The sequence below is a fragment of the Streptomyces sp. NPDC017943 genome (assembly GCF_044328425.1).
Taxonomy (GTDB): Bacteria; Actinomycetota; Actinomycetes; order Streptomycetales; family Streptomycetaceae; genus Streptomyces; species Streptomyces djakartensis_A.
This window is the reverse complement of sequence record NZ_JBIRHH010000006.1, coordinates 578,886-599,755: the sequence shown is the minus strand read 5'-3', so window position 1 is coordinate 599,755 and position 20,870 is coordinate 578,886. Positions and strand designations below refer to the sequence as shown.

Annotated in this window: 22 protein-coding genes; 6 read left to right on the top strand and 16 right to left on the bottom strand. The window is 72.6% G+C overall.

Annotation, left to right across the window (positions count from 1 at the left end):
• Nucleotides 1–92: 92 nt before the first annotated feature.
• The 3 genes from ACH4C6_RS22840 to ACH4C6_RS22830 are packed head-to-tail and all read right to left on the bottom strand — an operon-like array spanning nt 93 to nt 1,977.
• Nucleotides 93–923 (bottom strand): isoprenyl transferase, encoded by an 831-nt coding sequence (locus ACH4C6_RS22840; RefSeq protein WP_398110422.1) that lies wholly within the window; start codon nt 921–923, stop codon nt 93–95.
• Nucleotides 924–968: 45 nt separating this feature from the next.
• The gene (gene recO, locus ACH4C6_RS22835; RefSeq protein WP_398110421.1) at nt 969–1,715 is read right to left on the bottom strand and encodes a DNA repair protein RecO; all 747 of its coding nucleotides are present in this window, start codon (nt 1,713–1,715) and stop codon (nt 969–971) included.
• Nucleotides 1,716–1,761: 46 nt separating this feature from the next.
• Nucleotides 1,762–1,977 carry a hypothetical protein gene (locus ACH4C6_RS22830; protein ID WP_398110420.1) on the bottom strand — a complete coding sequence of 72 codons (216 nt, stop codon included), beginning with the start codon at nt 1,975–1,977 and terminating at the stop codon, nt 1,762–1,764.
• A 426-nt stretch (nt 1,978–2,403) separates the two neighbouring features.
• On the opposite strand from ACH4C6_RS22830, the gene ACH4C6_RS22825 reads away from it, so the two are divergent.
• Nucleotides 2,404–3,891 (top strand): alpha/beta hydrolase, encoded by a 1,488-nt coding sequence (locus tag ACH4C6_RS22825; RefSeq protein ID WP_398110419.1) that lies wholly within the window; start codon nt 2,404–2,406, stop codon nt 3,889–3,891.
• On the opposite strand, the gene ACH4C6_RS22820 is transcribed toward ACH4C6_RS22825, so the two are convergent.
• Complete coding sequence (locus tag ACH4C6_RS22820) at nt 3,879–4,367, bottom strand: protein phosphatase (protein ID WP_398110418.1); 489 nt, start codon at nt 4,365–4,367, stop codon at nt 3,879–3,881. The genes ACH4C6_RS22825 and ACH4C6_RS22820 overlap by 13 nt on opposite strands.
• 197 nt (nt 4,368–4,564) lie before the next feature.
• On the opposite strand from ACH4C6_RS22820, the gene ACH4C6_RS22815 reads away from it, so the two are divergent.
• Nucleotides 4,565–5,497: a dihydrodipicolinate synthase family protein gene (locus tag ACH4C6_RS22815; protein ID WP_398110417.1), complete on the top strand. Its 933-nt coding sequence runs from the start codon at nt 4,565–4,567 to the stop codon at nt 5,495–5,497.
• Between the two features lie 101 nt (nt 5,498–5,598).
• On the opposite strand, the gene ACH4C6_RS22810 is transcribed toward ACH4C6_RS22815, so the two are convergent.
• Together ACH4C6_RS22810 and leuA are read right to left on the bottom strand one after the other, a co-directional pair.
• Complete coding sequence (locus ACH4C6_RS22810) at nt 5,599–6,297, bottom strand: TerB family tellurite resistance protein (RefSeq protein WP_398110416.1); 699 nt, start codon at nt 6,295–6,297, stop codon at nt 5,599–5,601.
• Between the two features lie 186 nt (nt 6,298–6,483).
• Nucleotides 6,484–8,205: a 2-isopropylmalate synthase gene (leuA, locus tag ACH4C6_RS22805; RefSeq protein ID WP_398110415.1), complete on the bottom strand. Its 1,722-nt coding sequence runs from the start codon at nt 8,203–8,205 to the stop codon at nt 6,484–6,486.
• 321 nt (nt 8,206–8,526) lie between these two features.
• Here leuA and ACH4C6_RS22800 point away from each other — a divergent pair, with 321 nt between their 5' ends.
• The 4 genes from ACH4C6_RS22800 (at nt 8,527) to ACH4C6_RS22785 (ending at nt 11,832) form a co-directional block, all read left to right on the top strand.
• Nucleotides 8,527–9,588 carry a M4 family metallopeptidase gene (locus ACH4C6_RS22800; RefSeq protein WP_398110414.1) on the top strand — a complete coding sequence of 354 codons (1,062 nt, stop codon included), beginning with the start codon at nt 8,527–8,529 and terminating at the stop codon, nt 9,586–9,588.
• Nucleotides 9,589–9,608: 20 nt separating this feature from the next.
• Nucleotides 9,609–9,875, top strand: coding sequence for a protealysin inhibitor emfourin (locus ACH4C6_RS22795; RefSeq protein WP_398110413.1), 267 nt, complete (start codon nt 9,609–9,611; stop codon nt 9,873–9,875).
• Between the two features lie 90 nt (nt 9,876–9,965).
• Nucleotides 9,966–11,300 carry a GH1 family beta-glucosidase gene (locus ACH4C6_RS22790; RefSeq protein WP_398110412.1) on the top strand — a complete coding sequence of 445 codons (1,335 nt, stop codon included), beginning with the start codon at nt 9,966–9,968 and terminating at the stop codon, nt 11,298–11,300.
• Between the two features lie 85 nt (nt 11,301–11,385).
• The gene (locus ACH4C6_RS22785; RefSeq protein ID WP_398110411.1) at nt 11,386–11,832 is read left to right on the top strand and encodes an ATP-binding protein; all 447 of its coding nucleotides are present in this window, start codon (nt 11,386–11,388) and stop codon (nt 11,830–11,832) included.
• 11 nt (nt 11,833–11,843) lie between these two features.
• Here ACH4C6_RS22785 and era read toward each other — a convergent pair whose 3' ends face one another.
• The 10 genes from era to ACH4C6_RS22735 form a co-directional block, all read right to left on the bottom strand.
• Entirely contained in the window at nt 11,844–12,797 is a 954-nt protein-coding gene (gene era / locus ACH4C6_RS22780) for a GTPase Era (RefSeq protein WP_398110410.1), read from the bottom strand.
• 95 nt (nt 12,798–12,892) lie between these two features.
• On the bottom strand, nt 12,893–13,369 hold the full coding sequence (locus ACH4C6_RS22775; protein ID WP_398110409.1) for a hypothetical protein: 477 nt from the start codon (nt 13,367–13,369) through the stop codon (nt 12,893–12,895).
• 43 nt (nt 13,370–13,412) lie between these two features.
• Nucleotides 13,413–13,766 (bottom strand): cytidine deaminase, encoded by a 354-nt coding sequence (locus ACH4C6_RS22770; RefSeq protein ID WP_398110408.1) that lies wholly within the window; start codon nt 13,764–13,766, stop codon nt 13,413–13,415.
• A gap of 20 nt (nt 13,767–13,786) precedes the next feature.
• Nucleotides 13,787–14,146 carry an MmcQ/YjbR family DNA-binding protein gene (locus ACH4C6_RS22765; protein ID WP_398110407.1) on the bottom strand — a complete coding sequence of 120 codons (360 nt, stop codon included), beginning with the start codon at nt 14,144–14,146 and terminating at the stop codon, nt 13,787–13,789.
• A complete protein-coding gene (locus ACH4C6_RS22760; RefSeq protein WP_398110406.1) occupies nt 14,143–15,447 on the bottom strand; it encodes a hemolysin family protein in 1,305 nt (434 codons plus the stop codon). Before ACH4C6_RS22760 ends, ACH4C6_RS22765 begins: the two co-directional genes overlap by 4 nt.
• A 9-nt stretch (nt 15,448–15,456) precedes the next feature.
• Nucleotides 15,457–15,954 (bottom strand): rRNA maturation RNase YbeY, encoded by a 498-nt coding sequence (gene ybeY, locus ACH4C6_RS22755; protein ID WP_190898580.1) that lies wholly within the window; start codon nt 15,952–15,954, stop codon nt 15,457–15,459.
• Between the two features lie 14 nt (nt 15,955–15,968).
• Nucleotides 15,969–17,036 carry a PhoH family protein gene (locus ACH4C6_RS22750; protein ID WP_398110405.1) on the bottom strand — a complete coding sequence of 356 codons (1,068 nt, stop codon included), beginning with the start codon at nt 17,034–17,036 and terminating at the stop codon, nt 15,969–15,971.
• Between the two features lie 215 nt (nt 17,037–17,251).
• The gene (locus ACH4C6_RS22745) at nt 17,252–18,388 is read right to left on the bottom strand and encodes a carbohydrate kinase family protein (protein WP_398110404.1); all 1,137 of its coding nucleotides are present in this window, start codon (nt 18,386–18,388) and stop codon (nt 17,252–17,254) included.
• Between the two features lie 62 nt (nt 18,389–18,450).
• Nucleotides 18,451–19,740: a glucarate dehydratase family protein gene (locus ACH4C6_RS22740; protein ID WP_398110403.1), complete on the bottom strand. Its 1,290-nt coding sequence runs from the start codon at nt 19,738–19,740 to the stop codon at nt 18,451–18,453.
• Entirely contained in the window at nt 19,737–20,633 is an 897-nt protein-coding gene (locus tag ACH4C6_RS22735; protein WP_398110442.1) for a 5-dehydro-4-deoxyglucarate dehydratase, read from the bottom strand. Before ACH4C6_RS22735 ends, ACH4C6_RS22740 begins: the two co-directional genes overlap by 4 nt.
• Nucleotides 20,634–20,870: the final 237 nt, after the last annotated feature.

The following is a 20,870-nucleotide window of genomic DNA, read 5'->3' as shown; positions in this document are numbered from 1 at the left end:
CCCGAACCGACAAGCTCGCGATCGCCTACCAGGCCGCACTCCACCTCGCGGGCATCCTCATCTGGACCCGGCGCTGACCAAAGAGACAGAACCTAGGGCTGCCTGCCCTCCATGGCCAGCAGTTCCTCGTTCGGGATCGCCCCGCCGAAGCGCCGGTCCCGGGAGGCGAACTCCAGGCAGGCCCGCCACAGGTCACGCCGGTCGAAGTCGGGCCACAGCACGTCCTGGAAGACCATCTCGGCGTAAGCGCTCTGCCACAGCAGGTAGTTGGAGGTGCGCTGCTCGCCGCTGGGGCGCAGGAACAGGTCCACGTCCGGCATGTCCGGGTAGTACAGGTACTTGGCGAAGGTCTTCTCGGTGACCTTGGACGGGTCGAGCCGGCCGCTCCTGACGTCCTCGGCGAGCGCCTTGGCCGCGTCAGCGATCTCGGCCCGGCCGCCGTAGTTCATGCAGAAGTACAGGGTCAGCCGGTCGTTGTCCTTCGTCTGCTCCTGGGCGACCTGGAGCTCCTTGGCCACCGAGCGCCACAGCTTGGGCATCCGGCCCACCCAGCGCACCCGGATGCCGAGTTCGTCGAGCTGGTCGCGGGTCTTGCGGATGAAGTCCCGGTTGAAGTTCATCAGGAAGCGCACCTCGTCGGGCGACCGCTTCCAGTTCTCGGTGGAGAAGGCGTACAGGGAGATGGCGCCCACGCCCATCTCGATGGCGCCCTGCAGCACGTCCAGCACGCGTTCGGCACCCACCTTGTGCCCTTCGGTGCGGGGCAGGCCGCGGTCCTTGGCCCAGCGTCCGTTGCCGTCCATGACGATCGCCACATGCTGCGGCACGAGTTCCCCGAGCCTCGGGGGCCGCGCGCCGGACGGGTGCGGCTCCGGCGTCCTGTACTCGCGGCGCTGGCGTCCCAGGATCCCGCGTACGGCCATGTGTGTCTCGTCTCCTCGGCTTGCTTGCTTGTCACTTCTCGCTTGTTACTTCTCGACGTAGCGCAGCGAGCGCAGGCCGCGCTCCATGTGCCAGTGCAGGTAGGCGGACACCAGCCCGCTGCCCTCCCGGACGTGGCGCGCCTCGCACGCGTCCGCGATTGCCCAGTCTCCCGTCAGCAGCGCGCCGAGGAGCTCCAGGGCCTGGGGCGAGGGTACGACGCTGCCGGGCACCCGGCAGTCCGCGCAGACGGATCCGCCCGAGGCGACCGAGAAGAAGCGGTTGGGTCCGGGCATCCCGCACCGCGCGCAGTCGCCGAAGGTCGGGGCGTACCCGTTGACGGCCAGGGAGCGCAGCAGGAAGGCGTCGAGGACCAGGTGCGGGGCGTGCTCGCCCCGGGCCAGGGTGCGCAGGGCGCCGACGAGCAGCAGGTACTGCTGCACGGCCGGCTCGCCCTCGTGGTCGGTGAACCGCTCGGCGGTCTCCAGCATGGCGGTGCCGGCGGTGTAGCGGGCGTAGTCGGTGACGATCCCGCCGCCGTAGGGCGCGATGGTCTCGCTCTGGGTGCACAGCGGCAGCCCGCGCCCGACCAGTTCGCTGCCCTTGGCGAAGAACTGCACGTCGACGTGGGAGAACGGTTCGAGGCGTGCGCCGAACTTGGACTTGGTCCGGCGCACGCCGCGCGCCACGGCCCGTACGCGCCCGTGACCGCGGGTGAGCAGCGTGATGATCCGGTCCGCCTCACCCAGCTTCTGGGTGCGCAGCACGATGCCGTCGTCGCGGAACAGACTCATGCGCCCATTCTCGCCTACGCGCGCACCCCCCGGGCCGTGAGGTGGGTCAAGGGACTTCGCCCCGGCTGCGCGCGTTGGCGTGGGCCGTCGCCGCGCTCAGCCGCTCGGCCGGGGTGGCGTGCCGGACGGCGCGGGGGTCGGCGTCCCACTCCCGGCCGCCTCCGTACGGCCTGAGCTGGACGTAGGGCCCCTCGTGCCCCATGACGATGCCGATGCGCTCGCTGCGGGTGTCCACGACGTACGCGCCGACCGGGGGCCTCATCGCGGCACCGCCGTGGGCCGACGGACGCCGCACGAGGTGGTCCGGCCCCTCCCGGGGGCCGTTCCGGGGAGCGTCCAGAGCGCCTTCCGCGCGAAACCCGCCGGGTCGGGGCCCCATGACGGCCGGCTGTTTCCGGCCCCGGCGAGTACGGCCCGCAATTCCTTCACCGCGTCCTCCGCTTCTGTGGCGCCGAGCGCCGCTGACCTGGCTTTACCGTGCTCCCCTCCCCCTCGCATTTTCACTCTTCGCGTCCTCTCGGTGACGCTCCGCGCCTATACTCGGTGACGGTCTGTGCCCTGCGCCCCGCACGCCGCCGCACAGGTCTCCGGCGCGGCGCCCCCCACCCCGGGCAGGGGGTAAACCCCCTGCGCGACAAGGGAGTTGGCCGCATCCTCGGCAGGGGTGATCCGGTGTCAGGCTCCTGGCATGAACAGGAAACAGCTCACGCGCATCGCCTCGTCGGCCGCGGCCTGTGCCGTCCTGCTCGGGCTCGCCGTCCCGTCGGCGTCGTCCGCCGCCCCGGCCCGATCCCGCTCCCTCACCTGGACCCCGTGCGAGGGGCCCGGCCTCGACCCCCGGCAGCAGTGCGCCACCGTCGCGGTCCCCATGGACCACTCCGATCCCGGCGGGCGGCAGATCGAGATCGCCGTCTCCCGGATCGCGAGCGAGAAGCCCTCCGCCCGGCGCGGGGTCCTGCTGCTCATCCCGGGCGGTCCCGGCGGGGACAGCCTGTCCGACCCGTCCGGCAAGGGCCAGAAGCTCCCGCAGAAGGTGCGCGACGCCTACGACCTGGTCGGATTCGCCCCGCGCGGCATGGCGCCCTCCACCGCCGTCGACTGCGGTCTCGACCGCGCCGACCTGGGGCCGACCAAGCTCCTGCCCTGGCCGGGCCCGGACGGGTCGCTCGACGAGAACATGGCCACGGCGCGGCGCACGGCCGGGGCCTGCGCCCGCGCCGGGGGCGACCTGATCCGGCACCTCGGCACCGCCGCCGAGGCCCGCGACCTGGACCGGGTCCGGGCCGCCCTCGGGGAGGAGCGGATCTCCGCCTGGGGCGTCTCCTACGGCACGTACGTCGGCGCCGTCTACAGCCAGTTGTTCCCCCATCGCACCGACCGCGTCGTCCTCGACAGCAACAACGACCCCGATCCCACACGTGTCACCCGCGGCTGGCTCGCCGCCTTCGAGACGGGCGTCGAGGACAACTTCCCCGAGTTCGCCGCGTGGGCGTCCCGGCCGGGCAACCCGCTGCGGGTCGCCCGGACCCCCGCCCGGGTGCGCTCCGGCTTCCTGCGCCTCGCCGCGCGCCTGGACCGCGTCCCCCTGCCCTGGCCCGGTGCCAACCCGCCCCGGCTGGACGGCAACGCACTGCGCCAGACCATGCTGTCGAGCCTCTACGACCCGGACGACTACCCGGTGCTGGCCCGGGCGATCCTCGCCGCGCGCCGGGGCACCGTGCCGCCCGTGCCCGACACCCCTCCCGAGCCGGTGCTGCAGAACGTCACCGCGGTCGGGGTCGGGACGATCTGCAACGACGTCGACTGGCCGGACTCCGCCGCGGCGTACCGGAAGAGCGTCGACGAGAGCCGGGTGAGGCATCCGCTGACCGCGGGCATGCCGCGCGGGCCGATGGCGTGCGCGGCCTGGCCGTACGCGCCGAAGGAACCGGCCGTGCGGATCACCGGCCGCGGCCCCTCGAACATCCTGCTCGTGCAGAACGAGCGCGACGTCGCCACCCCGCTGGCCGGTGCCCTCCGGCTGCGCAGGGCCCTCGGGCAGCGGGCCGTGATGGTCACGGTGAACTCCACCGGCCACGACGCCTACCTGGCCAACGGCAACGCCTGCGGCGACCGGACGGTCTCCCGCTTCCTGGCCACGGGGAAGCGTCCCGCGGCCGATCTCTACTGCGGCTGACCCGGCCCGTGTCCGGTCCGGCGGGCCCCGGACGGTTCGCCGAACCGGCGTGCGTAGCGCCGCTGCCAGGGCGTCTCCACCGCGTGGCGGTCGTAGTGGCGGCGGACGTACGCCACCGCCTGCGGGCCGGGGACGCCGTCCAGCACGGCGATGCAGGCCAGGGCCGTGCCCGTGCGTCCCCGGCCGCCTGCGCAGGCGATCTCCACGCGTTCGCCCGCGGACCGCTGCCATGCCCGGGTCAGTGCGGTGCGGGCCGCCGCCCGGTCCGCCGGGAGGCGGAAGTCCGGCCAGCGGATCCAGTCCGCCTCCCAGGGGACCTCCGGTGGCGGTCCGCCCAGCAGGTACAGGCCGAAGGCGGGAGCGGGGGCGGCCGGATCGAGCGGGCGGCGCAGGCCCCGGCCGCGGATCAGACGGCCGGAGGGCAGGCGCAGGACACCGGCGCCGCTCTCCTCCCACAGGTCGTCCGTCCCGTCCACGCCGCCCCTTCCGTCCCTCGCCCCTGTCGCTCCTCGCCGCTTCCCGCCGCTCCCGCTGGGACCATCCCAGCCCCACCGGCCGGGCCCGGCAAGCCGGTTCACCTACAGCCGAAGCGGAGGCGGACCTGCCACCATCGTGCCGGTGAGGACGGGCCGGCCCCGGACCCCGTCCACCGACGCGACCCGATGGAGGCCCCATGCCGAACGCCCCGTGGACCGGCGTCGTCCCGCCCGTCTGCACACCCCTGACACCGGACCGCGAGGTGGACGTCCCGTCGCTGCTCAGGCTGGTCGACCACCTGGTGGCCGCCGGGGTGCACGGCCTGTTCGTGCTCGGCTCGACCTCCGAGGCCGCCTACCTGACGGACGCCCAGCGGACCCTGGTCGTCCGGTCGGTCGCCGCGCACGTGGGCGGGCACGTGCCGGTGCTGGCCGGGGCGATCGACATGACGACGCCCCGTGTCCTCGGCCACGTCGCGGCGGTGACGGCGGCGGGGGCGCAGGCCGTCGTCGTCACGGCCCCGTTCTACGCCCGCACCCACCCGGCGGAGATCGCCCGCCACTACCGCGCGGTCGCGGCGGCGAGCCCGGTGCCCGTCCTCGCCTACGACATCCCCGTCGCGGTCCACACGAAGCTGCCGGCGGAGGTGGTCCTGGAACTGGCCGCGGACGGCGTGCTCGCCGGGCTGAAGGACTCCAGCGGCGACCTGGCAGCCTTCCGCCGGGTCGTCACCGGGGTCCGGGACCACCGGCCGGCCTCCGGGTTCAGCGTGCTGACCGGCTCCGAGCTCCTGGTCGACGCGGCCCTGGCGATGGGCGCCGACGGGGCCGTGCCCGGCCTCGGCAACGTCGACCCGGACGGTTACGTGCGTCTGGACCGGCTGCACCGCGCCGGTGATCTCTCGGGGGCCCGGGCCGAACAGGAGCGCCTGTGCGCCCTGTTCGGTCTGGTGTCGGCGGGACACGCCGCCCGCATGGGCCCGAACTCCTCGGCGATCGGGGCCTTCAAGGCGGCCCTGCACCTGCGGGGCGTCATCGACTGCCCCGTCACGGCGGAACCGCAGGTGCCGCTGTCGCCGGACGAGGTGGAGCGGGTCGCCCGGCACCTGCAAGCGGCCGGACTGCTCTGAGGCGCTCCTGCGCCCTCCCGCCGGGAGCCCGGGAGCCCCGGGGGCCCGGGAGCCCGCAAGGGCCGGAGGTCAGGACGTCAGGACGTCGGGACGTCGGGACGTCAGGACGGCGTGCGCGCGGCCGCCGCCAGCAGCCGGGTGACGTCGTCCGTGCACAGGGTCAGTGCCGCCCCCACGGTGGCCAGGACGTCCCGCTCGGCCGGGGTGTAGGGCCCGTCCGCCAGGGCGATGCGGGCGCCCTGGAGCAGGATGGACTCGCGGCCGACGGTGGCCAGGTGCGGGGCGAGCGGGTCGAGGGCCTCGTGGAGTTCTATGGCCAGTCCCGCGCCGCAGGGTTCGCCGGTGATGCGGCCGGTGTCCGCCTCCAGCGCCTCGACGAGGGCGGCCAGCTGCTCCTCCGTGCAGTCGTCGAAGCCGGCCGCGCGCACGGCGAGCACGGCGGCCTCCAGTGCCGAGCGGGAGGAGGCGCCCCCGGCGGCGAGCACCGCCAGGGCGACGGTGTGCACGGCGTCGCGGAGCATCGCGGAGAAGCGGGTGGTGGTCGGGTGGTCCAGGACGTCGGTGCCGAAGTGGCGGCGGCAGGCGGCGCACTCGACCACCGGTCCGGTCTCGCCGCGCGGCAGCACCGGCACACCGCACACGGCGAAGCGCCGTTGCCCGGTCAGCCGCTGGTAGTTGCGGTCACCGCCGCAGCCGGGGCAGAAGAACTCCCCGTCACCGGCGGCCGTCCACGCGGTACGGGTGCCCAGGATGCGGGCAAGCCCGGCGGCACGGCCGTTTCGTCCCCGTCCTGGCAGCACGTCGCACCTCCGTCACGCCGCGCGGCAACGTCGCCGCGCTTGCGTGATGTTAGCCACATCCGGGACGAGGAGTCAGCACCCCGGAGGAGACCTTTCCGTGACCCTCACAGCAATTGGCCGGTATGTGACGGGGCTCCGCCCGCCGGACCACGGCGGACGGAGCCCTCGAATCGCCTGCAGGGCTGGTCAGCGCGTCGTGCGGTTGACGGCCGAGACGACGGCCTTCAGCGAGGCGCGCGTCGTGTTCGCGTCGATTCCGATGCCCCACAGGACCTTGTCGCCGATCGCGCACTCGATGTAGGAGGCGGCCTGCGCGGAGGCGCCCTCGCTCATCGTGTGCTCCTGGTAGTCCAGCAGGCGTACGTCGATGCCGATGGACTGGAGCGCGTCGAAGAAGGCCGAGATCGGGCCGTTGCCGGTACCGGTCAGCACGGTGTCCTTGCCGTCGACGGTGGCTTCGACGGTGAGCGTGTCGACGCCGTCGCGGTCGGTGGTGGACTGGCCGTTCCTGACCTGGATGCGGCCCCAGGGGTTCTGCGGGTTCGGCAGGTACTCGTCCTGGAACACGGCCCAGATGTCCTTGGGCGTGACCTCGCCGCCCTCGGCGTCGGTCTTCGCCTGGATGATCTTCGAGAACTCGATCTGCATCCGGCGGGGCAGTTCCAGCTTGTGGTCGTTCTTCAGGACGTAGGCGATACCGCCCTTGCCGGACTGCGAGTTGACCCGGATGACCGCCTCGTAGGAGCGGCCGACGTCCTTGGGGTCGATCGGCAGGTACGGCACGGCCCACTCGATGTCGTCGACGGTGACGCCCTTGGCGGCCGCCTCGGCCTCCATCGCGTCGAAACCCTTCTTGATGGCGTCCTGGTGGGAGCCGGAGAAGGACGTGTAGACCAGGTCGCCCACGTACGGGTGGCGCGGGTGGACCTCCATCTGGTTGCAGTACTCCCACGTGCGGCGGATCTCGTCGATGTCGGAGAAGTCGATCTGCGGGTCGACGCCCTGGGAGAACAGGTTCATGCCCAGGGTGACCAGGTCGACGTTGCCGGTGCGCTCGCCCTGCCCGAACAGGCAGCCCTCGACGCGGTCGGCGCCGGCCATCAGCGCCAGCTCGGCGGCGGCGACGGCGGTGCCGCGGTCGTTGTGCGGGTGCACGGACAGGCAGACGTACTCGCGGCGGGAGAGGTGGCGGCCCATCCACTCGAAGCGGTCGGCGTGCGTGGAGGGCGTGGAGCGCTCGACGGTGGCGGGCAGGTTGAGGATGATCTCGCGGCCCGGTCCCGGCTGGTAGACGTCCATCACCGCCTCGCAGACCTCCAGCGCGAAGTCCAGCTCGGTGTCGGTGAAGATCTCCGGGCTGTACTGGTAGCCGAACTCGGTCTCGGGGCCCAGCAGCTTCTCGGCGTACTCCATGACCAGGCGCGTGCCGTCGACGGCGATCTGCTTGATGTCGTCCCGGGAGCCGCGGAAGACGACCCGGCGGAAGACGGGGGCCGTGGCGTTGTACAGATGCACGGTGGCGCGCTTGGCGCCCTTCAGCGACTCCACCGTGCGCTCGATCAGGTCCTCGCGGGCCTGGGTCAGTACGGAGATGGTGACGTCGTCGGGGATGGCCCCGGGCTCCTCGATGATGGAGCGCACGAAGTCGAAGTCGGTCTGGCCGGACGCCGGGAAGCCGACCTCGATCTCCTTGTAGCCCATCTTCACCAGCAGGTCGAACATGGCGCGCTTGCGGGCGGGCGACATGGGGTCGATCAGGGCCTGGTTGCCGTCGCGCAGGTCGGTGGAGAGCCAGCGGGGGGCGGTGGTGACGCGCTGGTCCGGCCAGGTGCGGTCCGGGATGTCGACCTGCTCGTAGCGGCCGTACTTGTGGATCGGCAGGGAACTGGGCTGCTGGCGGTTCGCCATGATGCGGTGGCTCCTCAAGGGGTGTCCGGAAGGACGGCCGACGACGCAGCACCAAGCTCCGCGGGGAGGGAGTCGGCCTCGACTACAGGCCCTCGCCGCGGCAGCTAAGGAGAAGCAGCCCGAAACGCATGATGCGCAGCATGCTAGCCGAGCCCTCTCCGGCGCGCGGGGTCGTATCAGTATGCGGGACCGGACGCCCATACGGGACAAAAAGTGCGCCATACCACTCCGCTACAGCGCGTGAGCACCTGTGTCCCGGTATTTCACCAATCATGGTGGCGAGTAGTGACAGCACGGTCACGCAGTGCAGAGGTGCCGGACATGACGACGCACGGGGGCTTCGAGCCCGTCTTCTGCACCATCGTGCCGCCCCACGTCCTCGACCGGCTCGCCCAGGCCGAGGACCCCGCACTCGCCGGTCCCGCCCGCCGCACCCTGCAACGCGACGCCTTCGAGCGCACCCGGCGCCGGCTGACCACGGTCCTCGGCGCCGCGGCCGTCCCCTCCGCCGCCGGGGGCCGGCCGCGGCGCACGATCCACGACGCCCGGCACGGCACCGACCTGCCCGGCCAACGGGTCCGCGGCGAGGGCGACGAGCCGGGCGGGGACGCCACCGTCAACCGCGCCTACGCGGGCCTCGGCGCCACCTTCGAGCTGTTCCTGAACGCCTACCGCCGGGACTCCATCGACGGCGACGGCCTGCCCCTGGACGCGACCGTGCACTACGACCGCGACTACAACAACGCCTTCTGGAACGGCGAGCAGATGGTCTTCGGCGACGGGGACGGCGAGATCTTCCTCGACTTCACGCTCCCGGTCGACGTGATCGGCCACGAACTCGCGCACGGCGTCACGCAGTACACGGCCAACCTCACCTACTTCGGGCAGCCTGGCGCGCTCAACGAGTCCCTCTCGGACGTCTTCGGCGCGCTGATCAAGCAGTACACGCTCGGCCAGACCGCCGCCGAGGCCGACTGGCTGATCGGCGCGGGCCTGCTCGCCCCGCGGGTGACGGGCACGGCCCTGCGCTCCATGAAGGCACCCGGCACCGCCTACGACGACGACGTGCTGGGCAAGGACCCGCAGCCGGCGACGATGGACGACTTCGTGCGCACCGGACGGGACAACGGCGGTGTCCACATCAACTCGGGCATCCCCAACCACGCCTTCTACCTCGCGGCCACGGCCCTGGGCGGCCACGCCTGGGAACGGGCGGGGCAGATCTGGTACGACGTGCTGACCGGCGGAGAGCTGAAGCAGCAGGCGCTGTTCGCAGATTTCGCCGCGCTCACCGTCGCGGCCGCCCGGGCGCGGTACGGGGAGGGGGAGGAGCTGGACGCGGTGTCGAAGGCGTGGGAGAGGGTCGGGGTGCGGACCCCGTAGTTCCGTACTAGACAGGTGCCATGCGGATTCAGGTGAGGCGCACGGGCGGGTTCGCGGGCATCGAGCGGTACGCCGAGGTCGACACCTCGGGCCGCTCCGACGCCGGCGAGTGGCACGCCCTGGCCGAGCAGGCCGTCGCCGCGGGCCGGAGCACACCGCCGGTCGGCGTCCCCGACGGGTTCAGCTACCAGATCTCCGTCGACGGCAGGACGGTCTACGCGGCCGACCCGCGGCTGACGGACGAGCAGCGCAGACTGATCTCGCGCGTACTGAAGGAAGGGGCGTGACGGGGGCGGGGCGTGACGGGCAGCGGGGCCGACGGCCCGTTCCCACGCGGCCGTTGACTTCCGTTACCGACGGTACGGATGATCCAGCGCATGGCGACTGACGCAGGCAAGGCGATCCCCCGCTTCCCCGACGGCTTCCTCTGGGGCGTGTCGACCTCGGCGCACCAGATCGAGGGCGCGGCCGGGCTGCGCGAACCCTCCGTGTGGGACGCCTTCACGGCCGGGCCGGGGCGGGTGAAGGACGGTTCGACGGCCGAGGTGGCCTGCGACCACGTCCACCGGTACCGCGAGGACGTGGCACTCCTGGCGGACCTCGGCGTGGACGCGTACCGCTTCTCGGTGTCCTGGCCGCGGGTGCGCTCGGCCCGGGGCCTGGACTTCTACGACCGGCTGGTGGACGAGCTGTGCGCGGCGGGCGTCCGGCCGGTGCCCACGCTCTTCCACTGGGACCTGCCGGCGGACCTGGACTGGCTGGAGCGGGACACGGCCGCGCGCTTCGCCGCGTACGTGGAGCGGGTGGCGGGCCGGCTCGGTGACCGCGTGACCAAGTGGATCACGCTGAACGAGCCCGCGGAGCACACCCTGCTGGGCCACGCACTGGGCGTGCACGCGCCCGGCAGGCGGCTGCTGTTCGACGCGCTGCCGGTCGCCCACCACCAGCTGCTGGCCCACGGGCTGGGGGTGCGGGCCCTGCGGGCCGCGGGCGCCACGGACATCGGGATCGCCAACTCGCACGGGCCGACCTGGCCGGCCTCCGCCGCGACGGCGGACCGGGAGGCCGCCGACTTCTACGACCTGCTGCTGAACCGCCTGTTCGCGGACCCGCTGCTGCTGGGCCGCTACCCGGACGGCATCGGCGACCTGATGCCCGGCGACGTGGCCGCCGATCTGGAGGTGATCTCCGAGCCCCTCGACTGGTACGGGATCAACTACTACGCCCCGACCAGGGTGGGGGCGCCGCAGGGGACGGAGATCGAGTTCGGCGGTGTCACCATGCCCGCGGAACTGCCCTTCTCGGTACGGCGGATCGAGGGCCGGCCGGTCACCGACTTCGGCTGGCCGGTGGTGCCCGAGGGCCTCACGGAACTGCTCACGACGTTCCGCGACCGCTACGGCGACCGCCTCCCGCCCGTGGTCATCACCGAGAACGGGTGCTCCTACCCCGGTCTCGACGACCAGGACCGGATCGCCTATCTGGACGGCCATGTGCGGGCGCTGCACGCGGCGCTGGAGGCGGGCGTGGACGTGCGCGGCTACTTCGTGTGGTCCCTGCTGGACAACTTCGAGTGGGCGGAGGGCTACGCGCGCCGCTTCGGCCTGGTCCACGTCGACTTCGCCACCCAGGAGCGCACACCGAAGTCCTCGTACCACTGGTACCGGGACATGCTGAAAGACCGGACGAAAGGCCGGACGGTGAAGGACTGATGCGTATCGCGAGGATGGTTGCAGTCTGAACTGCGCTGCGAGCATAGTTACTTGTTCTTCCACCCCCCACGGAAGGCGACCCCCCGTGTCCCCCCACACGACGTCCGTCCCACGGTTCCTCGAGGCGGTGCGCCCCGGCCGCGCCGACTGGCTGGAGCTGCCGCCGCTGCGGACCAGCGCCGGTCTGGCCCGGCGGGCCCTGCGCGACCGGCTGGTCTCGTGGCAGGTGCCCGACGAGGTGTGCGCCGACGCCGTGCTGCTGGTGTCCGAACTGGTCACCAACGCCGTGCTGCACACGCTCGGCGAACGGATCCTGTGCGGGGTGCAGTTGCTGACCGACGCCCGGCTGCGGATGGAGGTGCACGACGGGGACCGCACCGGGCGCGGCATCCCCGCCTGCTGCCCGGGCCCGGACGACGAGGGCGGGCGGGGTCTGCTGCTGGTCCGGGAGGTGGCGGACGCCTGGGGGGTCGTCCGCTCGCCGCTCACGGGCGGCAACGCCGTGTGGGCGAGCTTCGCGACCGCGTCCTAGCCAGCCCGGGATCAGAACCCCAGACGCCGCAACTGCTTGGGGTCCCGCTGCCAGTCCTTGGCGACCTTCACGTGCAGGTCGAGGAAGACGGGCGTGCCCAGCAGGGCCTCGATCTGCTTGCGGGACTTGATGCCGACCTCCTTCAGGCGCTTGCCCTTGGGGCCGATGACGATGCCCTTCTGGCTGGAGCGCTCGATGAAGAGGTTGGCGTGGATGTCCAGCAGGGGCTTGTCGGCGGGGCGGTCCTCGCGGGGCAGCATCTCCTCGACCACGACGGCGATGGAGTGCGGCAGCTCGTCACGGACCCCCTCCAGGGCGGCCTCGCGGATCAGCTCCGCGACCATGACCTGCTCGGGCTCGTCCGTCAGGTCGCCCTCGGGGTAGAGCGCGGGGCCCTCGGGCAGCAGCGGGATCAGGAGGTCGGCCAGCAGCTGGACCTGCTGGTCGCCGACCGCCGAGACCGGGACGATCTCCGCCCACTCGATGCCCAGTTCCCTGCCCAGCTGGTCGACGGCGATCAGCTGCTCGGCGAGGGTCTTGCCGTCGACGAGGTCCGTCTTGGTGACGATCGCGACCTTCGGCGACTTCTTGATCCCGGCCAGCTCCTTGGCGATGAAGCGGTCGCCCGGGCCGATCTTCTCGTTCGCGGGCAGGCAGAAGCCGATCACGTCGACCTCGGCCCAGGTGGTGCGCACCACGTCGTTCAGCCGCTCGCCGAGCAGCGTGCGCGGCTTGTGCAGGCCCGGGGTGTCGACCAGGATCAGCTGGGCGTCCTCGCGGTGCACGATGCCCCGCACGGTGTGCCGGGTCGTCTGCGGCCGGTTGGAGGTGATCGCCACCTTCTGCCCGACCAGAGCGTTCGTCAGGGTGGACTTGCCCGCGTTGGGGCGGCCGACGAAGCAGGCGAAGCCGGCACGATGGGCGGTCTCGCCGGACTTCTCGGAGGACTCTGCGCGCACACTCATGCCGCCATTCTCCCTGATCCTCCGGGCCGCTCCGCACAGCGGTCCGTCCGCCCCGCACCCGTGTGCTCCCCGGGCCCTCCGCAGCGCGGTGCGGCTCAGTCGAAGACGAACGGGCCGGGCGACTGCGGCCCGGCCGCGGTGCAGGTGGCGGTGAGGCCGAAGGCCGTCAGCCGCAGCGACCCGCCGTGGGCCTCCAGGCGGTCGCCGCGGGCGACGGTGCCGCGCAGGGGGCCGACCTGGACGGGGGCGCCGGCCGCCAGGGCCGGGTTCGCCCTGCCGGTGAAGGAGACCGTGCCGCCGCCGGCCCGCACCAGGGTGAGGGTGGACGTGAGCGTGTCCTTGCCGAGGGAGATCGGGGCGGTGATCGCCGAGGACCTGACCGTGACGGTGACGGCGGTGCCGCTCTGCGTGGCGGTGAGCGTGCCCCGGCCGCTGCCGAAGCGGCCGCAGTCGGCGCTGATCGTCGCGGTCACCGGGGTGACGGCGTGGGCCGCGGGGGCGAGGGCGAGCACGGCGGCCGCGAGGGCCGAGGCCGCCGGCGCCGCACCCGCGGCGAAGCTGTCGCGTCTCATGGGATGCCGGTTCTCGTTTCTCCCCCCCGGTCGTGGGGGGAGTTCAGCCGGCGGTCAGCGTGGCCCGGACCGTCCCGTCGGGCCCGGCCAGGAGCACCGGCGTCCGCGCGCTGCCGAGGTCCCGGACGGCTGCCCGGTCCTCGTCGGCGACCGACTCCGCGTCGGTGACGACGGCCGCCGCCTCCAGGGAGCGGGCGCCCGAGGCGACGGCCATCGCCACCGCCGTCCGCAGGGCGCTGAGCCTCAGCGAGTCGAGGGCCACGGTGCCGGCGACGTAGGTCCGCCCGGTCTCGTCCCGTACGGCGGCCCCCTCGGGCACGCCGTTGCGGGCCCGTGCGGAACGGGCCAGGGTGACGATCTTGCGGTCCTCGGGGTCGAGCGCGCTGCTGTCGGTCATGATCCGAGCATACGGAAGGGTCAGGGCCGGTCCAGGCGGAGGCGGTCCGCCCGGGGCAGCCCGGCGACGACGAGGTCGTAGGAGTCCTCGACGAGTTCCCGGACCAGCCGGTCGGGGAGGTCCCCGTCGGCCGTGACGGTGTTCCAGTGGCGCTTGTTCATGTGCCAGCCGGGCACGACGAGCCCCGCGTGCTCCCGGCGGAGGCGGACGGCCTCGTCCGGGTCGCACTTGAGGTTGACCTTCAGGGGCCGGGCGTCCAGCGACGACAGGGCGAAGAGCTTCCCGCACACCTTGAAGACCGAGATCTCCGGGCGGAACGGGAAGTCCTCCTCGGCCGCCGCGAAGGACAGGCAGAGGGCGCGCAGTTCCTGAGGGGTCACGGCGCCTTCTCCTCCTGCGGGGCCTCCTGCGGCTCGACCGGCTCCACCAGCACGGTCACGATCTTGTTCCGGCGGCCGGCCGCGGCCTCCGCGGTCAGCCGCAGCTCCCGCCCGTCGGGCAGGGCGACCACCGAGGACGCACCGGCGATGGGCACCCGGCCCAGCTCCTTCGCGAGCAGACCGCCGACCGTCTCCACGTCCTCGTCGTCGAACTCCTCCAGGCCGTACAGCTCGCCCAGGTCGCCGATGTCGAGGCGGGCGGTGACCCGGAAGCGGTCCTTGCCGAGGTCCTCCACGGGGGGCAGTTCGCGGTCGTACTCGTCGGTGATCTCGCCGACGATCTCCTCGAGGATGTCCTCGATGGTGACGATGCCGGCCGTGCCGCCGTACTCGTCGATGACGACGGCGACGTGGTTGCGTTCCTTCTGCATCTCGCGCAGCAGGTCGCCGGCGTTCTTGGTGTCGGGCACGAAGAAGGCGGGCCGCATGGCCGTGGAGACCTGCTCGGTCTCGGCGTCCCGGCTGATGTGCGTCCTGCGCACGAGGTCCTTCAGGTAGACGATGCCGACGATGTCGTCCTCGCTCTCGCCGGTCACCGGGATGCGGGAGAAGCCGGAGCGCAGGGCGAGGGTGAGGGCCTGGCGGATCGTCTTGAAGCGCTCGATGACCACCAGGTCCGTGCGCGGGACCATGACCTCGCGGACCAGGGTGTCGCCGAGCTCGAAGACCGAGTGCACCATGCGGCGCTCCTCGTCCTCGATCAGCGACTCCTTCTCGGCGAGGTCGACCAGCGCCCGCAGCTCCGCCTCGGAGGCGAACGGGCCGCGCCGGAAGCCCTTGCCGGGGGTGAGGGCGTTGCCGATGAGGATGAGCAGCGAGGGGATCGGGCCCATGATCCGCGCCAGCGGCACCAGGACGTACGCCGAGACCGTCGCGGTGTTCAGCGGGTGCTGGCGGCCGATGGTGCGCGGGGAGACCCCGACGGCGACGTACGACACGAGGACCATGACCGCGATGGCGACCAGCAGCGCCTCGGTCGTGCCGTCGAACTCCTTGAGGCAGCCGTAGGTGATCAGCGCGGCGGCTGCCATCTCGCAGGCGACGCGGACCAGCAGCGCCACGTTCAGGTAGCGGGTCGGGTCGGCGGCGACCTGGGAGAGCTTGGCGCTGCCGCGGCGGCCGGAGCGCACGGCCTCCTCGGCCCGGAAGCTGGAGACCCGGGCGAGGCCCGCCTCGGCGCAGGCGGCGAGCCAGGCCACGACGACCAGGGCGATGGCGCCCAGTGCGAGTTGAGGACTCATCGGCGGGCGCTACGAGACCGTCGGCGCCGGGGACGGGCCGGTCAGGCCCCGCTCCGCGCGCCAGCCGTCCACGATGGCCGCCTGGAGGCCGAACATCTCGGCCTTCTCGTCCGGCTCCTCGTGGTCGTAGCCCAGCAGATGCAGCACTCCGTGGACGGTGAGCAGCTGGAGCTCCTCGTCCATGGAGTGCTGGGTCTCCGCGTCCTTGCCCTGCTTCTCGGCGACCTCGGGGCACAGCACGATGTCGCCGAGCAGGCCCTGCGGCGGCTCGTCGTCGTCCTTGGACGGCGGGCGCAGCTCGTCCATGGGGAAGGACATGACATCCGTCGGGCCCGGGAGGTCCATCCACTGGATGTGGAGCTGCTCCATGGCGTCGGCGTCCACGACGATCACCGACAGTTCGGAGAGCGGGTGGATGCGCATCCTGGCGAGCGCGTAGCGGGCGATGTCGAGGATCGCCTGCTCGTCGACCTCGGTGCCGGACTCGTTGTTGACGTCGATCGACATGGTGTTGTGCTTGTCTACTTCCCCTTGTGCGCGGACTTGCCCCGGCTCTTGTGCGTGCCGTTCTGGGTGCCGTGCGTGGTGTCGTACTTCTCGTACGCGTCGACGATACGGCCCACCAGCTTGTGCCGGACGACGTCCTGGGACGACAGCCGGGAGAAATGCACGTCCTCGACGCCGTCCAGGATGTCCTGCACCTGGCGCAGACCGCTCTTCGTCCCGTCGGGCAGGTCGACCTGCGTCACGTCACCCGTGATGACGATCTTCGAGTCGAAGCCGAGGCGGGTGAGGAACATCTTCATCTGCTCGGGGCTGGTGTTCTGGGCCTCGTCCAGGATGATGAAGGCGTCGTTGAGGGTGCGTCCGCGCATGTAGGCGAGCGGCGCGACCTCGATCGTGCCCGCCGCCATCAGGCGCGGGATGGAGTCCGGGTCGAGCATGTCGTGCAGCGCGTCGTAGAGCGGGCGCAGGTACGGGTCGATCTTCTCGTAGAGGGTGCCCGGCAGGAAGCCCAGCCGCTCTCCGGCCTCGACCGCCGGGCGGGTCAGGATGATGCGGTTGACCTGCTTGGACTGCAGGGCCTGCACGGCCTTGGCCATGGCCAGGTAGGTCTTGCCGGTGCCGGCGGGGCCGATGCCGAAGACGATGGTGTGCTTGTCGATCGCGTCCACGTAGCGCTTCTGGTTGAGCGTCTTGGGGCGGATCGTGCGGCCACGCGAGGACAGGATGTTCTGCGTGAGCACCTCGGCCGGGGTCTCCCGGCCGTCGCTCTCGCCGTTGTCGCTCGCCTTGAGCATGGCGATGGAGCGTTCCACTGCGTCCTCCGTCATCGGCTGCCCGGTGCGGAGCACCAGCATCATCTCGTCGAACACGCGCGCGATGAGGGCGACGTCCTTCGGGTCGCCGACCGCGCTGATCTCGTTGCCCCGGACGTGGATGTCGGCCGCCGGGAAGGCCTTCTCGATCACGCGCAGGAGGGAGTCGCCGGATCCCAGCACGGTCACCATGGGGTGCTGGGCGGGGACGGTGAACTGCGCTCTCGCCTGCTCCTGCGCGGAGGTGTGAGCTGTCGGTGATTGAGTCATGGGCCGGCGCTTAAGGCCTGCGGTTCCTCCTCGTCACGGCCGCGCAGCTGAGGGCGGCCTCGCGATTCCCAGGGTACGACGGTGCGGTGACAACGCCGTAGGGGTTTTGGGGACGCGAGGACGAGCGGACGAGCGGACGAGGAGCAGCGGACGAGCGGAGGACGAGGGGAAGCCGCGGCGGCTCCCGGCGGGCGGCGGGCTCCCGGGGCGGCCGGTCACGCCGAGCGGCGGAATCCGATCGTCGGCACCGCACGCCGCAGCGGCCACGGCCGCACCAGCTCCTCCGGCACCAGCCCGGCCAGGAACCCGTACCGCCGCAGCGCCTGGGGGTCCTGCCCCTCCACGGACTGCACCCTGCGCCACCAGGCCGCGATCTCCGACCACCCGGGCGCCGACAGCGACCCGCCGAACTCCTGCACCGACAGCGCCGCGGTCAGCCCCGCGAACGCCAGCCGGTCGGCCAGCGGCCAGTCCGCGAGCGTCCCGGCCACGAACCCGGCGACGAACACGTCCCCGGCCCCGGTCGGGTCGAGCGCCTCGACGTCGATCGCCGGCACCTCCGCCGTCTCCCCCGTCCGCCGGTCCACGGCGTACGCCCCCTCCGCGCCGAGGGTGACGACGGCGAGCGGCACGTGCTCGGTGAGGGCGTGCGCGGCGGCCCGCGGGCAGTCGGTGCGGGTGTAGCGCATGGCCTCCTGCGCGTTCGGCAGGAACGCCTCGCAGTGCCTGAGATCGGGCAGCCGGGCCAGGTCCCACATCCCGGTGTCGTCCCAGCCGACGTCGCCGAAGACGCGGGTGCCCTTGCTCGCGGCCTGCGCGATCCAGGGCGCGCTCACCCCGGGTGCGAGGGAGGCGACGGCGGCCCGGGCGCGGGGCGGGCAGGCGGGGGCGGGCTCCTCCGGGGGCGGCTCGTGGCCGTGCGAGACCATCGTCCGCTCCCCCTCGTAGGCCATGGAGACGGTCACCGGGGAGTGCCAGCCCGGCACCGTGCGCGAGGCGGACAGGTCGATGCCCTCGCCGTGCTCCAGGGCGTCCCAGCAGTACTCGCCGTAGTGGTCGTCGCCGAAGGCCGCGGCGAGGGAGGTGCGCAGCCCGAGCCGGGCGAGCGCGGTGGCCATGTTGGCGACGCCGCCGGGACTCGACCCCATCCCGCGCGCCCAGGACTCCGTCCCGCGCACCGGGGCGGAGTCGAGCCCGGTGAAGACGATGTCGAGGAAGACGGTGCCGGTGAGGTAGACGTCCCAGGGCGGGTCCTCCGGCGCGCGCAGCGGGGCGAGGGGATCGACCTGGTTCTGCCGGTGCGATCCCTTTCCGGACGGGCCCTTTCCTGCCGGGGCGGTGGACGCGATCACGATGCGCTCCCTGACGTGGTGCGGATCAGGCCAGTCTGCACCACACCGCGGGGGAGCGGCGGCTACCAGCGGGGCATCGCCGGCGTCACCCACCCCGGGTCGGCGACCCGCATGGCCGCCGCGTCGTCCCGGTCCCGCAGCGCCCCGTCGTCCTCCAGCCAGCGCCGGTGGAGCACGGCCAGCCGCTCGTGGTCCAGCTCCACGCCGAGCCCGGGGGCGTCGGACACCGCCACCCGTCCGCCCTCGAAGGCGATCCGCTCGGTGAGGACGTCCTCCGACTGCCACGGGTAGTGGGAGTCGCAGGCGTGGTGGAGGTCCGGGACGGTGGCGGCCACCTGCGTCATCGCGGCGAGCGAGATGCCCAGGTGGGTGTTGGAGTGCATGGACACCCCCACCCCGAAGGCCCGGCACACGGCGGCGAGTTGCTGTGTGGCGCGCAGCCCGCCCCAGTAGTGGTGGTCGCTGAGCACGACCTGGACGGCGTCGCGGGTGAAGGCCTCCTCGATCTCGGCGAAGGTCGTCACGCACATGTTGGTGGCCAGCGGCACGCCGGTCTTGGCGGCGACCTCGGCCATGGCGGGCGTGCCGAGGGCGGGGTCCTCCAGGTACTCGAGGACGTCCCCCAGTTCCCCGGCCACGCGCAGGGAGGTCTCCACCGACCACGCGCCGTTGGGATCCAGCCGCAGCGGGTGCCCGGGGAAGGCCTCCGCGAGGGCGCGCACGGCCGCGATCTCCTCCTCGGGAGGAAAGACGCCGCCCTTCAGCTTGAAGGAGGTGAAGCCGTGGCGTTCGGTGAAGCGGCGGGCCTGCTCCACCACTCCGGCCGGGTCGAGGGCGGCGCCCCAGTCGTCGGTTTCGGCCGGGACGCCCTCGGGGTGGGCGGCCCACTTGTAGAACAGGTAGGCGCTGTACTCGACCGCGTCGCGCACCTTGCCGCCGAGCAGCGCGTGCACGGGCAGGCCGAGGGCCTTGCCGAGGGCGTCGAGGCAGGCGACCTCGAAGGCCGAGACGACGGACAGCCGGAGCTTGTCCGCCGTCTGGACGCCGCGCAGCCCGCCGACGTCGACGGCGGTCTCCACCCGGGAGCCGTCCACCGCGACGCGGTCCGCGAGGGTGGACAGCCCGTTCAGGTCGCTGACCCGGTGTCCCGCCAGCTGTTCGGCCAGGGGCCGGGCAAGCTCCAGGTACTTGGTGTCGCCGTAGGTCTCCCCCACGCCGGTGACCCCGTCCGCCGTGACCACCTCGACGATCAGCCGGGGCGTGTACGGCTGGTGGACGCCCTGCGTGTTCAGCAGCGGCGGGTCCGCGACCAGGATCGGCGTCAGCCGTACGTCGGTGATGGCGAGGTTCACAGGGCGGCTCCCACGAGGTCGAGTCCGGCGGTGAGGAGGGTGCCGAGGGCGGCCAGGTCGGCCGGTGCGGGGTCGGTGAGCGGGGCGCGTACCGGGCCCACGGCCTGGCCGCGCAGGCGGGCGGCGGCCTTCACCAGCGACACGGCGTACCCGGGGACGCGGTCGCGCAGCTCGACGAACGGGACGTAGAAGCCGCGCAGGAGCTTGTCGACGGTGCCGTCGTCGCCGTCGCGCAGGGCGGTGAAGAAGGCGCCGGCGATCTCGGGGGCGAAGGCGTGCACGGCGGAGGAGTAGGCGGGCACACCGACCGCGGCGTAGGCGCGGGCCTGGACCTCGGCGGTGGCGGCGCCGTTGAAGAACAGGAAGTCCTCGGGCGCGGCCAGGGTGAGGCGCTGGAGCCGGTCGAGGTCGCTGTGGCCGTCCTTGAGGCCGATGACGTGCGGCAGGGCGGCGACGCGGCGCAGGGAGTCGGCGGTGAAGGCGGTCCGGCCGCGCTGGTAGACGATCAGCGGCAGCGGTGTGCGGGCGGCGATCTGCTCGACCTGGGCGGCGAGGCCGTCCTGCGGCGCCTCGACGAGGTAGTGCGGCAGGACGAGCAGGGCGTCGGCTCCGGCGTCCTCGGCGATGCGCGCGAACCGGGCGGCCTGGGCCCAGCCGTAGCCGATGCCGGCGACGACGGGGACCCGGCTGGCGGCCTCCTCGACGGTGAGGGCCACGACCTGCCGGTACTCGTCCTCGTCCAGGGAGAAGAACTCGCCGGTCCCGCAGGCCGGGAAGACCGCGCCGGGGGACGCGGCCAGCCGGTCCGCGACATGGGCGCGGCAGCCGTCCGCGTCGAGCGTGCCGTCGTCGCGGAAGGCGGTCAGCGGGAAGGACAGCACCCCGTTCGCCATGCCCTCGCGCAGCCGCCGCGCGACCGCTACCGCACCAGCGCTCACGTCATCTCCTCACGTAGACGTCATCCATGTATGAGAATGCTGGCTGCGTATGCGAACGTCAACAGGTGCGACCACAGAGGGGTGCGGCAGAGGGTCCGACCAGGCGAAGGCCCGCGTTTACCCGTGCTTCACTCCACCAAACGCGATGTGCTCCAGATCACACCGATCGGGCTCCCGTGTCCGAGTACTTGC

Coding starts and splice junctions, on each gene's coding strand:
- ACH4C6_RS22735 (WP_398110442.1), bottom strand. CDS start 20,633: ATGGCGAACGGGGTGCTGTCCTTCCCGCTGACCGCCTTCCGCGACGAC.
- ACH4C6_RS22840 (WP_398110422.1), bottom strand. CDS start 923: ATGGCCGTACGCGGGATCCTGGGACGCCAGCGCCGCGAGTACAGGACG.
- ACH4C6_RS22800 (WP_398110414.1), top strand. CDS start 8,527: ATGACGACGCACGGGGGCTTCGAGCCCGTCTTCTGCACCATCGTGCCG.
- ACH4C6_RS22815 (WP_398110417.1), top strand. CDS start 4,565: ATGCCGAACGCCCCGTGGACCGGCGTCGTCCCGCCCGTCTGCACACCC.
- ACH4C6_RS22830 (WP_398110420.1), bottom strand. CDS start 1,977: ATGAGGCCCCCGGTCGGCGCGTACGTCGTGGACACCCGCAGCGAGCGC.
- ACH4C6_RS22760 (WP_398110406.1), bottom strand. CDS start 15,447: ATGAGTCCTCAACTCGCACTGGGCGCCATCGCCCTGGTCGTCGTGGCC.
- leuA (WP_398110415.1), bottom strand. CDS start 8,205: ATGGCGAACCGCCAGCAGCCCAGTTCCCTGCCGATCCACAAGTACGGC.
- recO (WP_398110421.1), bottom strand. CDS start 1,715: ATGAGTCTGTTCCGCGACGACGGCATCGTGCTGCGCACCCAGAAGCTG.
- ACH4C6_RS22795 (WP_398110413.1), top strand. CDS start 9,609: ATGCGGATTCAGGTGAGGCGCACGGGCGGGTTCGCGGGCATCGAGCGG.
- ACH4C6_RS22750 (WP_398110405.1), bottom strand. CDS start 17,036: ATGACTCAATCACCGACAGCTCACACCTCCGCGCAGGAGCAGGCGAGA.
- era (WP_398110410.1), bottom strand. CDS start 12,797: ATGAGTGTGCGCGCAGAGTCCTCCGAGAAGTCCGGCGAGACCGCCCAT.
- ybeY (WP_190898580.1), bottom strand. CDS start 15,954: ATGTCGATCGACGTCAACAACGAGTCCGGCACCGAGGTCGACGAGCAG.
- ACH4C6_RS22790 (WP_398110412.1), top strand. CDS start 9,966: ATGGCGACTGACGCAGGCAAGGCGATCCCCCGCTTCCCCGACGGCTTC.
- ACH4C6_RS22770 (WP_398110408.1), bottom strand. CDS start 13,766: ATGACCGACAGCAGCGCGCTCGACCCCGAGGACCGCAAGATCGTCACC.
- ACH4C6_RS22775 (WP_398110409.1), bottom strand. CDS start 13,369: ATGAGACGCGACAGCTTCGCCGCGGGTGCGGCGCCGGCGGCCTCGGCC.
- ACH4C6_RS22825 (WP_398110419.1), top strand. CDS start 2,404: ATGAACAGGAAACAGCTCACGCGCATCGCCTCGTCGGCCGCGGCCTGT.